This window comes from Flavobacterium sp. CYK-55 (assembly GCF_018413465.1).
In the GTDB taxonomy this organism is placed as follows: Bacteria; Bacteroidota; Bacteroidia; order Flavobacteriales; family Flavobacteriaceae; genus Flavobacterium.
The window spans coordinates 398279-414364 of record NZ_JAHCDK010000002.1 but is presented as its reverse complement, the minus strand read 5'-3'; the positions used below and the strand labels follow the sequence as shown (position 1 = coordinate 414364).

Below are 16086 nucleotides of genomic sequence, written 5' to 3'. Positions count from 1 at the left end.
ATGAATCCGGTTCTGTCTAAATATTTGCCTGAGCATGCCGTGGCACCGGTTTTTGATTTAATCGTGCAAAACAGTGTGCATCTAAAAGTGGTGAATCAGCGGGTAACACGTCATGGCGATTACAGAAAAGGCCCCGACGGAAAGCATGAAATTACAGTCAATGCCAATTTAAATCCATATAAATTTCTCATTACACTTATTCACGAAATAGCACATTTGGTTGCTTTTGAAAAGTTTGGACACAACATCAAACCGCATGGAAACGAGTGGAAATACACTTTTCAGCGATTGATGGTTCCGTACATCAGGCCTGAAATTTTTCCCGGCTCATTGCTTCCGCTGGTGGCGCGGCATTTTAAAAATCCTTCGGCCAGTAGCGATGTTGATGCTACGCTCACTTTGGCGCTCAAACAGTTCGATGGTCAAAACGATAAAAGTTATATCTTTGAAATCCCTTACGGAAGCCGTTTTAGAATCCACAACGGGAAAATTTTTCAGAAAGGCGCTTTGCGAATTAAACGCTATGAATGCCTTGAAATCAGCAGCGGAAGATTGTACTTATTCAACCCGAATGCAGAAGTAGAATTATTACACAATTAGTATGAACAAAAATTATTATGCCGTAATTATGGCCGGCGGAGTAGGTTCTAGGTTTTGGCCTGTGAGTACTGCTGATTTTCCGAAACAATTTCACGATATGCTCGGTGCCGGGCAAACCTTGATACAAAAAACTTTTAGCCGTTTGTCAAAACTCATTCCGGCCGAAAATATTTTGGTGCTTACCAATGAAAAATACAGTTCGATTGTTTTAGATCAGTTGCCGCAAATCAATCCGAGTCAGGTTTTGACCGAACCGGCCATGCGCAATACGGCTCCTTGTATTTTATACGCTTCACTCAAAATAAAAAAGCAAAATCCAGAGGCATTGATGATTGTTGCGCCCAGCGATCACTGGATTGAAGACGAAGCGGCTTTTACTGCCAATGTGCAACAGTGTTTTGATTTTTGCAGCGAGCACAATGCGCTCATGACTTTGGGTATTCAGCCCACTTTTCCGAATACCGGATTTGGTTATATTGAATTTGATAAAGCCGATGCAAATGCCGTGAAAAAAGTCAATCAATTCAGAGAAAAACCTGATTATGAAACGGCCAAATCGTTTTTAGAGCAAGGAAACTTTTTATGGAACGGAGGTATTTTTATTTGGAGCGTCGCCTCGGTTACCCAAGCATTTGAACAATATCAGCCAGCGATGAATAGTTTGTTTATGCAAGGTTGGACAAAATACAATACCAATTCAGAACAAGACTTTATTGATCAGTATTATGCTCAGTCCGAAAACATTTCAATTGATTACGCGCTCATGGAAAACGCCCAAAATGTCTATGTGCTTCCGGCTACTTTTGACTGGAACGATTTAGGTACTTGGGGTTCATTGCATGAAAAGCTTGATAAAGATGAAAACAACAACGCAGTAGTCAATGCTACGGTAATGATCAACAACGCTTCAAGCAACATCATCAGTACGTCAAAAGATAAGTTGGTGATCATTGACGGATTGGAAGATTTTATCATTGTCGATAAAGACCATGTTCTGCTCATTTATCCCAAAAGCAAAGAGCAAGAAATCAAGGGAATTGTGAGTCAATTGCCAAAATAAAGTAAAGCGGAATACATATTCCGCTTTTTTATTCTTTATCAGTTAATTAAGCTCGGTTTAGCTCGTAAGTAAAATATTATTTTTTACATTTGAGAGGGTTTAACCCAAATTAAACAAACTGCTATGATATCGAAACCAATCCGTTTTTTTGCTTGTATTGTTGTGCTTTTTTTTCTCTTACCTCATTCAAGAGTTTATGCACAATTATCAAATTTTTCATTGACCATAACCCCGAATCACGAAACTTGTACCGGAAACGGATCACTTTCATTTACTGTCAGTAACACCTCGCCCGGAGCTAGTATTTTTTACTCTATATATCGATTGCCTGACACCACAACACCGATTGCCGTAATTAGTAGTAACCTATTGACGGGCTTAAGCTCTGGTTTATATCAAGTGATTGCAACACAATCATTAGGGGCACTAAGCAATACCCAGCAACAAACGGTCACGGTAAACGATAATCGCAACTTGCTTCAATATCAGGCAGTTTGCGTACCCATTAATTGTCAACGGGCGAATATTGATGTGCAAGTGGCCCACGGAAATCCGGTTACTTATGAAATTATTTCTGGGCCTGTGATTGTACCGCCACAAAGTTCAAACATCTTAGCCAATCTGCCGCTTGGTCAATACACGGTAAAGGTTACCGACACTTGTGGTGATGCGCTGGTTCAAGCTTGTACGCTTTTTTATGAATTTGACCCGGATGATTTAATTTTTCCAACAACCATTACCTATCAACAATGCAGCTTATTATCATGTAATCAGGCACAAATTAGCGTGCCAATCAATGCGGCTTTAAATGCTACGATTCCCTATCCGTTTTATGCTGAGATTACCATTTATCCGCCCGGCGGAGGCACGCCAGTGATCATCAATCAAACGGTCAATTCGGGTAACCCATTTGCAGAGTCTATTGAGTTTGCTGTTCCGTTTTACAACCACCAGAGCGTTTCATACAGTATTAAGATAACCGATTTTTGCAACAATGTTTCCCAAGGGCCTGTGGTTGCTGTTGGTTCAGCTTGTGTTACTCTTGAACTGTCAGCGCAAGACGCGAATGTATGCGAAACCAGACTCGGAATCGCACCTTGCGGGGTGATGTACCCTATAACGTTAAATTTTTTGTCAGCTCCGGCAGGTTTTAATCCAATTCATTTTAATCCCGGTGGTTTAGGTCCATACAATACACCAGTGGTGTTTTTTTCAAATGATCAATATCAAGTTCCAACGGGTAATTATTTAATTCAAGTGACTGATGCTTGTGGTAGGGTCATACAAGGTAGTGTTGAAGTGCCCGTTCCAAAATCTCTTGGGGTTATTGATTTTGACTATAAATATTATGAAGATTGTGTGTTGTATTTTCCGATTAATATTCCTGCATCAACTGTTCCTATTCAGACAATCACACTAAGCGGAGCTCCCCAAGGATACCCGCTTGCTTTACCTCATGATTTTACAGGTCAAATAGAAGGAGGCGCCTTTATTGATCATCTGAGTATTCCGGGAATTTACACCTATACAGGGGTCAATATTTGTGGAAATCCTTATACGGTTATTCTTGAAATTCCTGAAATACTTCCGCAAGCAATTACTGAGACAGGCAATGAGTTTGGCTGTGATAATCTCGGTTCTATTACGGTTTCTTTTCAGGATAACCCTGAAATTACATCTGTTGTAGTGGTTCAAGCGCCTTTGGGATATAACCATCCATTACCGCATGATGTTTCAGATTTGCTCAACAGTCCCGATTTTGATAACGAAATTAAATTAGAACATTTGCCCTCCGGAGATTATGTTATTCAAGTAAATGACGAATGTAATTTTTATTACCCTCCGCTTGAGGTTAATGTTCCGTTGATATTGTATGAAGGCGCATTAGAATGTTCAGTATCAGAAGGTTGTTTGCCGGGCCTGGGTTCTATTCAGGTTGGGGTTCCCTTTTTTTCCAATACCGGATTGAGTTCTATTACCATGATTTCGGCACCCGCAAGTTATGCCCAAACCATGCCGTATGATGTTAGCTTTTTGATAGATCCTTTTATCAAGAGGTTGTATATGAATAATTTACCAGAAGGCGATTACGAGTTTACAGGTACAGATTTTTGCGGAAAAGTGCACACCGGCACACTCAACATAGGCAATCATTTTTACAATACGAATGTTGAGATTCAGGGATTTTGTGGCGCGTTTAATTTGTTTCTGACTCAAGACGGAAACTCATTTACAACAGGTCCTGCTTTTTTATTGCAAAAATTTAATCCAAACTTCAATCGTTGGGAGCACCCATATACAGGCGTGCCCTATAGTCCGAACTCATTTCCGAATGGACAGAATTCACTTTTGCTTTCAAGCAACAATTACAATTTAACTGCTATCGGACATTTTAGAGTTATCAAGGTAAATTATATTTATTCAAACGGATCTTCAGCTATGATTCCGTGTGTAAATGTTTTGACTGAATTTGATTTTCTGGGCACTTTAAAAATAACCGATGCTTTCAAAATGGCTTGCTCAGGAGGAACTTCGCAAGTGCTGATTGTGGCTGGCGATACCTCGCCATTAACCTATGAAATTATTGAAAAAGATGGGCAGTCGTTTTATGTAAACAATCAAAACTCAAATTTGTTCAACGGATTGGCTCCGGCCATATACAAGTTTAAAGTTACCGATGGTTGCGGCAACATTGCCATGCGATTGTTTGACGTTACGGTTTTGTCAGAGCCTGTTGTTTCAGCTTCTGAATTGTGCGATGGACAAGAAGGACAACTCAGTGTTCAGCCTTTTTCGTTTTTGAGTTATCAGTGGTGGAGTGCCAATGATCCAAATCTAATATTGAGTACCACTAGTAATTTGCATTTTAGTCCCTTTTCAGTTAATACAACTCCGGGAACTTATTATGTTCGTATTTATTCAGAATCACCGCTGTCATGTATAGACATAACGGTTCCGTATACCATTCAAGACCGAACCAATCCTCGGGCAGGTGAAGATAATGCAGCTACCATTTGTGCTCGAAATGCCTTTGATTTAAATCTGTTCAGAAGTGGTATATATGATGCATACGGATATTGGATTGAAACCACTAATAGCGGTATGCTCAACGGGCATTTTTGGTTGCCTGCCGGACTTTCTGCCGGAACCTATACCTTTAAATATATTGTACCTGGTTTTTGTGATTTTTTTGATGAAGCTGTTTTTGATATTACTTTGATAGATGTGCTACAAGCCCCCGATATAAACATGTCACAGCAATTTTGCCAAGGCGATGCGATACAGTTTCAAATACAGACTATGCCCAATGTAAGTTACTCTTGGACCGGACCTAATAATTTTAGTTCACTTGATGCTAATCCTCAGATTTTGCAAGCCGCCCCTGAAAACAATGGTGTTTACACAGTAAAAGCACAGGCATACGGGTGTGAATCTTCGGCAGAAATCCAAATAAATGTTAGTCCACAGCTGTTGCTGAGCATGAAAACAATTTGTGCCAACAATAATCAAATTTTATATGTTGTGCCGCTTGAAAATTCTTTTGATCCAGAAACAGCTACTTATTTTTGGCAAGGTCCTGATGGTTATAGCAGTCATGATGAACAGGTAGTTTTGAATAGTTTAAACACCGGAAATTATTCGGTAACGGTAACTGATGTCAATGGTTGTTCACAAACGCAAAGCACAGAAATTCTCAAAACTAAATGTGCTATTCCGGCCGGAGTTTCACCGAATGTTGACGGATCCAATGAAACATTTGATTTAACCGGATTTGGGGTAATCGAGTTAGAGATTTTTAATCGATACGGCACCTTAGTTTATGAACAAGATGATTATACAGACCAATGGCACGGACAAGATTACAATGACCATACATTGCCTGACGGAATTTATTTTTATTATCTGAAGCTACAATCAGGTGAGGAAAAGACAGGCTGGGTGTATGTAACCAAATAAACGTATGGGTAATTATCTATAAGTTCTCTCTTAATTGAACTTCGCGTACTTTTCTGAATAAATTAGAAGAATACACAAAATCAACCAAGGCTTGCGAATCAGTTTTGTAAATGTCATGACGTGTCCCTTGCCATGCTTTGAGACCGTTTTTGAGAAAGACAATGTTCTCGCCAATTTCCATCACCGAGTTCATATCGTGTGAGTTGATCACGGTGGTGATGTTGTATTCTTCAGTAATTTCTTTGATCAAATTGTCAATTAAAATCGACGTGTTCGGATCAAGCCCGGAGTTGGGTTCGTCACAAAATAAATACTTCGGATTATTAACAATAGCGCGGGCAATCGCCACCCGTTTTTGCATTCCACCCGAGATTTCAGAAGGCAGTTTTTTATGCGCATCAATCAAGTTTACCCGTTTGAGCACAAAATCTACACGATCGTTGATTTCAGATTTTGAATTGTTGGTAAACATTTGCAACGGGAAGCCTACATTTTCGGCCACCGTAAGCGAGTCAAACAACGCGCTGCCTTGAAATACCATACCAATTTCAGTACGGAGTTCCATTTTCTCATCGCGTGAAAGCTCAGAATAAACACGTCCATCAAATGAAATAGTTCCTGCGTCAGGCGTGTGAATACCCAATAATGATTTGAGCAAAACCGTTTTTCCGGAACCACTTTGGCCAATGATCATATTGGTTTTTCCGGTTTCAAAAACAGTAGAAATTCCTTTGAGTACTTTTGAATCTCCGAACGATTTTTCTACATTTTTTACTTCTATCATCAGGCAAGTAATAACTGGGTTAGTATGTAGTTCATCAAAATAATAGACACTGAAGTCCAAACGAATGATATGGTGCTGGCTTTTCCTACTTCAAGCGCGCCGCCTTTCATATAATAACCGTGAAACGACGGAATGGTGGCCAACAGCAAAGCAAAAACTACGGTTTTGATAAACGCATAAGCAATGTGAAACGGAATAAATTCTTGCTGAATTCCGCCAATAAATTGTGAACTCGAAGCAAAACCACCATATACGGCAGCAATCCATCCACCCAAAATACCCAAAAACATACTAATCCCAATCAAAAATGGGTAGAGCAGCAGAGCAATCAGTTTCGGAAAAACCAAATAGTTCAGTGAGTTGATGCCCATTACTTCAAGTGCGTCAATTTGCTCAGTAACGCGCATAGTTCCGATACTCGAAGTAATAAACGAGCCCATTTTTCCGGCCATAATAATCGAAATAAACGTCGGGGCAAATTCTAAAATCACCGATTGACGCGTCGCAAAACCAATCAAATATTTCGGAATCAGCGGATTGGTCAAGTTGAGCGCAGTTTGAATTGATACAACACCACCCACAAAAAATGAGATAAACGCAACAATTCCGAGCGAACCAATGATCAAATCGTCAATTTCTTTAAAGATCAAATTGCGCATCACCGACCATTTGGTAGGCTTATTAAAAATGTCTTTGAGCATCAAGAAATACCGTCCAATTTGCGACAAATAGCGTACGAGCATCATAGTTTTTAAATATGCGCTAAATTAGGAAGAAGTTGTCAGTTCTCGGTTATGGGTTTTGAGTTTTTTTAAGGGCGTGCCCCTGCGGGTCGGGCTATGCGCTGCAATCTTTTGTTGCACAAAAGGATTTTCGCTGCTATCCCTCACGCGACTCAGACTAATTTCAAATCTCACGCAACGCGTTTTCAGGTGAGTTTTTGTTTGATTTTCATCCAGCGATAATCTCGAATAAATTTAGATTGCTGTGGCGTTACGAGCATGGGTTTTCGATTTTTTCTGGCCTGATAAAACCCCAACATATAATCAAAAAGAAGCAAAGGCCTTTTTTTGCGCAATGCCAATTTAATCGAGGCAATCAGTGTAATCATAAAACCATAACCCAACGTGTAAAAAGCGGCGCCTTGTTTGAGTCCAGCGTCTCTATTATAATTGGCTCCGGTGGGTTTAAGGTGTTTTACTTTGAGGGATTCATCGGTCAAAATGTCCCAATTATAATAACGCGCCAAGAGTTCATCCGCGGTGTCCCAACCCATCGCAGGTCTGAGACCGCCCATTTGTTCAAAACACTCTTTTCGATAGGCTTTAAAAGCTCCACGAATGTGGTCTTTATCAGTAAGGTTTTCTAAAACCCAGTTTCCGTTTTTTTCGATATAAGCAAATCCACCCACCATGCCTACTTTTGGGTTTTGTGTAAAATGGTTGGCAACGGTTTCAAAGTAATTCTGTGGCAAAATCAAATCCGCGTCTAGTTTGACAATAAAATCATAGGTATCATCTACTGCTGACAAACCTTTTTCAAAGGCACGAATAACTTTACTGCCCGGTTGATGAACCGCATCTGATAGATTGTTGAGCAAAACGATTCTCGAATCTTTTTGTGCCAAATCACGAACAATTTGCTCGGTTTGATCGGTTGAATGATCGTTTACCACGACTATTTTTTTGGCGGCTAAGGTTTGATTCAAAACAGATTCAATCATAGCGCTGATAAATCGCGCTTCATTGTGCGCCGGAATAATGAGGTAATATTGCATTCGGTGATGGGTTTATGCCATAAAAATAAAAAAAAAGGGATTCCATTTAAGAAATCCCTTTTAGATTGTATGATTGAAAGGTTGGATTAGATTAGTTTGACTCGGCAACCGTCGATTTTTTCTTCATAAAAGCTTCGATGTTGTCATACACCACCGGAATAACTTCTTTTCCGGTTTTGTCAATAAAGCCCAGTTTTTCTTTTCGGTCTTTAACCAAAGCCCAGTTTTTACGCACATTGTCAAATTTATCAATTTGAACATATTTTACCGGAACAATGATGTTGCCTTCTTTGTCAATAAACCCTTTTAGTCCATCGGCTTCAACAAGCATCCAGTCTTTGGTATATTCACCAAAGCCACTTATTTTGTCGTAAATTGGCGGAACGATTTCTTTTCCTAAATCGTCAATAAATCCAAATTTACCTTCTTTTTGAACCATGGCCCAACCTTCGTTGAGCTTGCCATACGCGTTGATGACTTCATATTTTGGTTCAACAATGATTTTACCTTTTTTATCGATAAAACCATAAAGATTATTCAACCCAACTTTTGACCAGTTGAGGTGTACTTTGTCAAAATCATCTACCGAGCTGTACTTGGTAGGTATGATTTCTACTCCATTTTCATTGATCACGCCAAATTTATCATCTGAACTGACGATAAATAATTTTTGACCAAAACTAACGGAACATAAAGCCAAAGCCGCGTAGGTGTAGATTGCTTTCATAAAAATTTAAATTTCGTTAATTTTTCGAATTATTATTACGGAGCAATGTTACGTCAAAAAACCGATAAAAAGCAAAAATAATCGATGAAATGCACTAAAATGAAATAATAACATATAAAAATCTTACAAAAAAAGTTCGATTTCTCTATCGAACTTTTTCAGCATACACCATATAATATCTCGGTGTAAAGTATCTTAGTAATGGTCTGATTCCTATTTTGTTAACCGGATGCGTCCATTTTTTTCGATCGATAATGCGCCAACCGGTTTTTTCCAAAAGCCAATCAAGTTGCCAATCTTCAAACTCGTGGTAATGTCGGTCCCATGGATCAGTTTTACTTCTGTAAGCCGGAGAAAACCATAATCTGAGCGGAACAGAAATTAAAATTTTATCGGCTTTGATTTCTTGTAAAATGGTATACGGGTTGAGCAAGTGTTCAAAAATTTCAAAAGCGGTAATCACTTTTGCGTCAGAGTTTTGCAAAGTGTTTTGATTTTGATCTAAATCTTCACCCATTGTATTCTGAACTACATAACCATTGGCTTTCATAATTGCCGAAAATGGATTTTCTACACCTAAATCCAGAATAGTTTCTGAGGTTGTGATGTGCTTTTTTAAAAACTTCAAGGTGATTTCAAATCTCTTGGTGGGGTAACTCTGTTCGTACATGATGAATTTTTAGTCTTGCAAATATAACGAAGCAAAAAAAAAAGACATAAAAAAAGGAGCCTTATTCAGGCTCCTTCATTACTAATTCAAAACTTAAGGTTAGTCAGCGTTGGCAAGCGCTGTGGGTTTTTTTACGAAAGCTTCGATGTTGTCATACACCACCGGAATAACTTCTTTTCCGGTTCTGTCAATGAATCCAAGCTTATCTTTACTGTCTTTAACCAAAGACCAGTTTTTTCTTACGTTGTCAAATTTCTCAATTTGAACATATTTAATAGGAACAATTACGTTTCCTTCTTTATCAACAAATCCTTTCAGACCATTGGCTTCAACCAACATCCAATCTTTTACATAGTCGCCAAAAGCACCTACTTTGTCATATACAGTTGGAACAATTTCTTTTCCGGCATTGTCAATAAATCCGAATTTTCCATCTTTTTTCACCAATGCCCAACCTTCATGATAAACGTTGTAGGCACTGATTTCTTCATATTTAGGTTCGATGATAATCTTACCTGATTTATCGATGAATCCGTACAAACTTCCCAATCCAACTTTTGACCAGTTTGGATGAATTTTGTCAAACTCTTCTACTGAAGAATATTTAGCAGGAATAATTTCAACACCGTTCTCATTCACAACACCATATTTGTTGTCAGAGTTAACGATGAATAATTGTTGACCAAATGAGATTGAGCAAAAGGCCAAAGCGGCGTAGGTGTAAAATGCTTTCATAAAATTTAGGGTTTAATTAATTTATTTTGTTTTCGTTTAAACACGAGGCAATAGTACAACGATTGTTCGATTAAAAACAAAAAAAATCGATGAAATGCATAAATATTATTTTTTAAGATATAAAATTCTTACAAAATAAAAATAATACATTTCATATAAACCTCAAATAATTGATCAAAATTAATAACGATATACAAAAGCATTAATGTTCATGCCAGCGCCTACTGAAGCAAAAATTAAGATATCACCTTTGCTCAACCTATGGTCTTTAATTTGGTTTTTTTGCAATAAATCAAACAAGGTAGGAACCGTTGCTACGCTTGAATTGCCCAGTTTGTGAATGCTCATCGGCATAATATCTTTCGGAGGGAGTTGGCCGTGTAACTTATAAAATCTATGAATGATGGCTTCATCCATTTTTTCATTGGCTTGATGAATGAGCACTTTTTTAACTTGGCTGATGTCAATGCCGCTTTGGTCCAAACATGCTTTCATCGCCATCGGAACTTGATTCAGCGCAAATTCATAAATTTTTCGCCCGTGCATTTTAATGTATCGAACATCCGGATCAAGATTCTTGTTGTAGGAATTCCCGAAATACAAATAATAAGCTTCATCAAAAGTATAAGTAGCGCTTTTATAAGATATCAGTCCGGTTTGGTCATGACTTACTTCAACTACCGAAGCTCCGGCACCATCGGCATAAATCATGCTGTCGCGGTCGTGCACATCAACCACACGTGATAAAGTTTCAGCACCAATCACCAAACAGCGTTTCGCCATACCTGACATGATAAAAGCACGTGCTTGCAAAATACCTTCAATCCAACCCGGACAACCAAAAAGTAAATCATAGGCCACGCAATTCGGGTTCTTGATCTTGAGTTTAAACTTAACTCTGGTCGCTAAAGTCGGAAGCATATCCGATTGAATCGCGCCGGGTTTTACATCGCCAAAGTTGTGCGCAAAAATGATGTAATCTAAAGTTTCAGGGTCTATGCCTGATTGTTCAATGGCTTCTTGCGCGGCCATAAAACCCATGTCTGAAGTGTTGAATTGACTTTCGGCATACCTTCGCGCTTCTATGCCAGTGATGGCTTTGAATTTTTCAATGATAACTTCATTAGTGTCAGAAATCTCCTGACATTCTTCAGTCAAAAATTGATGTTGGTTGAAGTTTTCGTTTTTAACCTCTATTGATGGTATGTAGCTTCCGGAACCAATAATTTTGATATTCATATAGGTAGATTTCTAACGAATGTACCCATAAAAAACACAGGCAATGCGAAATAGTTTCTTTTGTGAATCCGATTTGCGAATTCTTTAAAATAAAACAGCTATTTTTTTGAAAGTCAGAATTATTGCTGTTTTTGCTGATGAATTTTAATCTGCATTATCGTTGCAATACTCAGTGCATTGGTTTTAATTTGTTCGGCTTTTTCACCAGTAAAAAGTGCATCTACGCTATTGTTGAAATGCCCCAGCCAAATCTTAAAAAGCTCAGGTGATAGATAGGATTTTTCGCTTACTTCCAAATGAATTTGCGTCAGGTTATGGGTATAACCACCGGTTCCCAGAACTGCTTGCGACCAAAAAGTCACCAATATAGGTAAGTGCTCTTCAAGTTTGATTTTGACTACTTCCGTAAAAATATAACTGATGGATTCATCGGCGAGTAACTTTTCATAAAACAAAGTCACCAATTGCAACAAATCATCTTGGTTTTGTATGTCTTTCATGATGAAAAAGAAATCCCAAACTCTGAGTTGAATTTGGGATTTTATATTTAAAATTTATTCTTGCATATACGCTTCTATCGGAGCGCAACTGCAAATCAAGTTGCGATCGCCATAAGCATCATCGGCGCGGCGAACCGTTGGCCAGAATTTGTTTTCTGCAATATATTCCAGCGGGAAAGCCGCTTGTTCTCGGGTGTATGGTAAATTCCAAACATCTGAGGTCAACATGTTCAAAGTATGCGGTGCATTTTTAAGAACGTTGTTCGGATTTTCTGCTGATGCCGCTTCGATTTCTTTTCTGATGGATATCATCGCATCACAAAAACGGTCTAGTTCTTCTAAGTTTTCACTTTCGGTTGGCTCAATCATCAAAGTTCCGGCTACCGGAAACGATACCGTTGGTGCGTGGAAACCGTAATCCATCAAACGTTTGGCTATATCGGTTACTTCAATTCCTTTTTGTTTAAACGGACGACACTCCAAAATCATTTCGTGTGCCGCGCGACCCATTTCGCCAGAATATAACGTATCGTAATGTCCGCTCAGGCGTTCCTTAATATAGTTGGCATTCAGAATGGCCATTTCTGTAGATTTGGTCAAACCTTCTGCGCCTAACATGGAGATGTATCCGTATGAAATCAAGCAAACCAAAGCCGAACCCCACGGTGCTGCCGAAATAGCTGTAATGGCTTGCGCACCACCGGTTGCCACTACCGGATTGGTCGGTAAAAACGGAACTAATTGCGGCGCTACACAAATTGGGCCTACACCCGGGCCGCCTCCGCCATGTGGAATCGCAAAGGTTTTGTGCAAGTTCAAGTGGCAAACATCGGCACCAATGGTAGCCGGATTGGTGAGTCCAACTTGGGCATTCATGTTGGCTCCGTCCATATAAACTTGTCCGCCGTTTTCGTGAATGATTTTGGTTACTTCAATAATCGATGCTTCATAAACACCGTGCGTTGACGGATAAGTCACCATCAAACACGATAAATTGTCTTTGTGCAAAATGGCTTTTTCGCGTAAATCGTCCACATCAATATTCCCGTTTTCTAAGGTTTTGGTCACTACAACTTGCATTCCTGCCATGGCCGCTGATGCCGGATTGGTTCCGTGTGCCGATGAAGGAATCAGTGCAATGTTTCGGTGGTAATCACCTCTGGAATGATGATACGCACGAATCACCATCAGCCCCGCGTATTCACCTTGCGCGCCTGAATTCGGTTGTAAAGTTGTGCCCGCAAAACCGGTTACTACGTTGAGGTATTTTTCAAGTTGCGACAACATTTCTTGATAACCTTGCGCTTGATTAAGCGGCGCAAATGGATGAATGTTGTTCCATTGTGGGTTGCTCAGCGGAATCATCTCGGCCGCAGCATTGAGTTTCATCGTACAAGAACCCAATGAAATCATCGAATGGTTCAACGCCAAATCTTTGCGCTCGAGCATTTTGATGTAACGCATCAGGGCAGTTTCAGAGTGGTGTTGGTTAAACACTTCATGCTCTAAAAAAGTTGAAGTTCTCAGTAATTCATTCGGAATATATTCAGTAGAACTCAATGCGTTTATAGTATCAGCAGATTTTCCGACTGCTTGAGCAAACACTGAAACGATATCATTTAAATCATTCAAACTCACGGTTTCATTGAGAGCGATTGAAATGGTTTGCGCATCTATATAATAAAAGTTGATTTCTTTGGCTTCGGCTAAGGGGCGTACTTTTTGTGCATCGGCTTTCACCACCAAAGTGTCAAAATAACTCGTGTTGGTTTGTTCGACACCGATATTTTTAAGTGCATTTGCCAAAGTAACCGTTGATGCATGAACTTTATCAGCAATATATCTCAAGCCTTTCGGACCGTGATAAACCGAGTACATTCCGGCCATGACCGCCAATAAAACCTGAGCAGTACAAATATTTGAGGTCGCTTTATCGCGTTTGATGTGTTGCTCGCGTGTTTGCAAAGCCATACGTAAAGCTCTATTGCCGTCGGTATCAACCGTTACGCCAATAATACGACCCGGCATGCTGCGTTTGTATTCTTCTTTTGAGGCAAAATAAGCCGCGTGTGGCCCGCCATAACCCAATGGAATTCCAAAGCGTTGTGTAGTTCCAAAAACAACATCGGCGCCCATTTCACCCGGAGGTGTGAGTTTTACCAAGCTTAAAATATCAGCGGCAACAGCCACTTTAATTTCGTTGTTTTTTGCTTGTGCGATGAATCCTGAAATATCTTCAACCTGACCATATTTGCCCGGATACTGCAATACGGCTCCGAAAAATTCTGTCGAAAAATCAAAAGTTTTGTGATCGCCGATCACGAGTTCAATACCCAGCGGCGTTGAACGCGTTTGCAAAACCGAAATGGTCTGTGGCAAAACATCTTCTGATACAAAGAATTTGCACACATTATTTTTTTTCTGATCGCGTGAACGAACATCAAACAAAAGTGCCATGGCTTCAGCCGCAGCAGTTGATTCATCGAGTAAAGAGGCATTCGCGATTTCCATTCCGGTGAGTTCAATCACCATGGTTTGAAAATTCAAAATCGCTTCTAATCTGCCTTGCGCAATCTCGGCTTGATAAGGCGTGTAGGCTGTATACCAACCCGGATTTTCTAAAATGTTACGCTGAATCACCGCAGGAACTATCGCTTGATGATATCCCAAACCAATGTATGAGCGGAACATTTTGTTTTTTTCGCCCAACTTCTGAATGTGCAAAGCAAACTCATATTCGGTCATCGCCGGGGGCAAATTAAGTGGTGCTTTTAATCGAATATCATCGGGCAAGGTTTCGTATATAAGTTGCTCCATTGATTCAACTCCGATGGTTTTGTACATATGAGCCAAATCTTGTTCACCTGGTCCAATGTGTCGTAAAGCAAAAGCGTCCGTTTTCATAAGGTATTAATAGGGTAGAGGTTTAAAATTTTGATGCACAAATTTATGGATTAATCTCAAAAATCAGGGCCATTTAACGGTTCATTTATATTAATTTGTTAACCAAAATCAAGTCTTATTAACAGGTTTGCTAATTTTGTGCTATGTCGATTTTTAAGCGCATACTCGATTTTTACCTGCAAGCCAGTTTTCATGTGGCGCTTTCGTGTTGGTCCTTGGTCAAACTCACGCAATGCTGGTTTCACTTACCCGATGATAAAGCCGTTTCGGGTTTTGCTTTTTTCGGAACCATCGTCGGTTATAATTTTGTCAAATACGACGCGTTGGTCCGAACCCAAAAAAGGCCGCCCCAATCAAAACATTTGCTCATTGCCGGTCTCAGTTTTATGGCTGTGCTCGGTGCAGTTTATTGTTTTTGGCATTTGCACGCCTTTACTCAGCTGCTTTCTTTACTGGTTTTGTTGTTGACTGTTTTGTATACTTTGCCCTTTTTTCCGAACCGAAAAAACGCGCGCAATTGGGCCGGAATCAAAATCTACATCGTTACGATTTGTTGGCTGGGCGTTACCCTTTTTTTGCCGGTGATTAATGCCCAAATGCCCATCGATTCAGCGTTTTATTTATTTGCGGCACAACGCATTTTGCTGATATTTTCGTTGGTGCTCATTTTTGAAATTGTCGATCTCAAAACCGATGATCCACACTTGCAAACCGTTCCGCAACAAATAGGGGTGCAGGCTACCCGCCGCTTGGGCTGGCTACTCATGGCTATTTTTGTGTTCATTGAATTGGTTTGGCCACACCAACTGTGGCAAATTTCCTTGGTCAAATTCGGATTAGCCGCCACAGTAGCGCTGATGTTGTGGCAAGCCAACGCCAACCAATCACGGTATTTTTCATGGTTTTGGGCCGAGAGTATTCCGGTGGTTTGGTGGGCCGCGGTTTGGTTTTTATCGCGTTAGTTTTGGGCGCTCCCTTGCATACGCGTCACTGCAAATTCGTGTTGCTCACTAAAAAAAGTCTACAAGATTGTTTCATTCCTTTTGGCTCAGGTCGGGCTTTTCGCGGCAAGTCCTCGCTGCGCTGCGGGCTTTCTGCTGCAATCCCTAGCGCAAGTGTTTCCCTATAAAATG

General features: G+C 39.9%; 13 protein-coding genes. 4 read left to right on the top strand and 9 right to left on the bottom strand.

Going from position 1 to position 16086, the window contains the following annotated elements; all coding sequences use genetic code 11:
• The 3 genes from KIH23_RS04430 to KIH23_RS04420 all read left to right on the top strand — a co-directional run bounded on the left by KIH23_RS04430 (position 1) and on the right by KIH23_RS04420 (position 5617).
• Complete coding sequence (locus KIH23_RS04430) at positions 1–600, top strand: SprT-like domain-containing protein (protein ID WP_213211454.1); 600 nt, start codon at positions 1–3, stop codon at positions 598–600.
• A gap of 1 nt (position 601) precedes the next feature.
• The gene (locus tag KIH23_RS04425) at positions 602–1660 is read left to right on the top strand and encodes a mannose-1-phosphate guanylyltransferase (protein ID WP_213211453.1); all 1059 of its coding nucleotides are present in this window, start codon (positions 602–604) and stop codon (positions 1658–1660) included.
• Between the two features lie 123 nt (positions 1661–1783).
• A complete protein-coding gene (locus KIH23_RS04420) occupies positions 1784–5617 on the top strand; it encodes a gliding motility-associated C-terminal domain-containing protein (protein ID WP_213211452.1) in 3834 nt (1277 codons plus the stop codon).
• Between the two features lie 16 nt (positions 5618–5633).
• Here KIH23_RS04420 and KIH23_RS04415 read toward each other — a convergent pair whose 3' ends face one another.
• The 9 genes from KIH23_RS04415 to gcvP all read right to left on the bottom strand — a co-directional run bounded on the left by KIH23_RS04415 (position 5634) and on the right by gcvP (position 14953).
• A complete protein-coding gene (locus tag KIH23_RS04415; RefSeq protein WP_213211451.1) occupies positions 5634–6401 on the bottom strand; it encodes an ABC transporter ATP-binding protein in 768 nt (255 codons plus the stop codon).
• Entirely contained in the window at positions 6401–7147 is a 747-nt protein-coding gene (locus tag KIH23_RS04410) for an MlaE family ABC transporter permease (RefSeq protein WP_249684775.1), read from the bottom strand. Before KIH23_RS04410 ends, KIH23_RS04415 begins: the two co-directional genes overlap by 1 nt.
• 182 nt (positions 7148–7329) lie before the next feature.
• Positions 7330–8178, bottom strand: a complete 849-nt coding sequence (locus KIH23_RS04405) for a glycosyltransferase family 2 protein (RefSeq protein WP_213211450.1) — start codon at positions 8176–8178, stop codon at positions 7330–7332.
• Positions 8179–8269: 91 nt separating this feature from the next.
• The gene (locus KIH23_RS04400) at positions 8270–8905 is read right to left on the bottom strand and encodes a WG repeat-containing protein (protein ID WP_213211449.1); all 636 of its coding nucleotides are present in this window, start codon (positions 8903–8905) and stop codon (positions 8270–8272) included.
• A 145-nt stretch (positions 8906–9050) separates the two neighbouring features.
• On the bottom strand, positions 9051–9575 hold the full coding sequence (locus KIH23_RS04395; RefSeq protein WP_213211448.1) for a methyltransferase: 525 nt from the start codon (positions 9573–9575) through the stop codon (positions 9051–9053).
• 99 nt (positions 9576–9674) lie between these two features.
• Positions 9675–10310 carry a WG repeat-containing protein gene (locus KIH23_RS04390; protein WP_213211447.1) on the bottom strand — a complete coding sequence of 212 codons (636 nt, stop codon included), beginning with the start codon at positions 10308–10310 and terminating at the stop codon, positions 9675–9677.
• A gap of 180 nt (positions 10311–10490) precedes the next feature.
• Entirely contained in the window at positions 10491–11549 is a 1059-nt protein-coding gene (locus tag KIH23_RS04385; protein ID WP_213211446.1) for a 3-oxoacyl-ACP synthase III family protein, read from the bottom strand.
• A gap of 119 nt (positions 11550–11668) precedes the next feature.
• Entirely contained in the window at positions 11669–12049 is a 381-nt protein-coding gene (locus tag KIH23_RS04380) for a group III truncated hemoglobin (RefSeq protein WP_213211445.1), read from the bottom strand.
• 54 nt (positions 12050–12103) lie between these two features.
• Positions 12104–14953: an aminomethyl-transferring glycine dehydrogenase gene (gene gcvP / locus KIH23_RS04375; RefSeq protein WP_213211444.1), complete on the bottom strand. Its 2850-nt coding sequence runs from the start codon at positions 14951–14953 to the stop codon at positions 12104–12106.
• A 143-nt stretch (positions 14954–15096) separates the two neighbouring features.
• On the opposite strand from gcvP, the gene KIH23_RS04370 reads away from it, so the two are divergent.
• A complete protein-coding gene (locus KIH23_RS04370; protein ID WP_213211443.1) occupies positions 15097–15915 on the top strand; it encodes a hypothetical protein in 819 nt (272 codons plus the stop codon).
• Positions 15916–16086 lie beyond the last annotated feature (171 nt).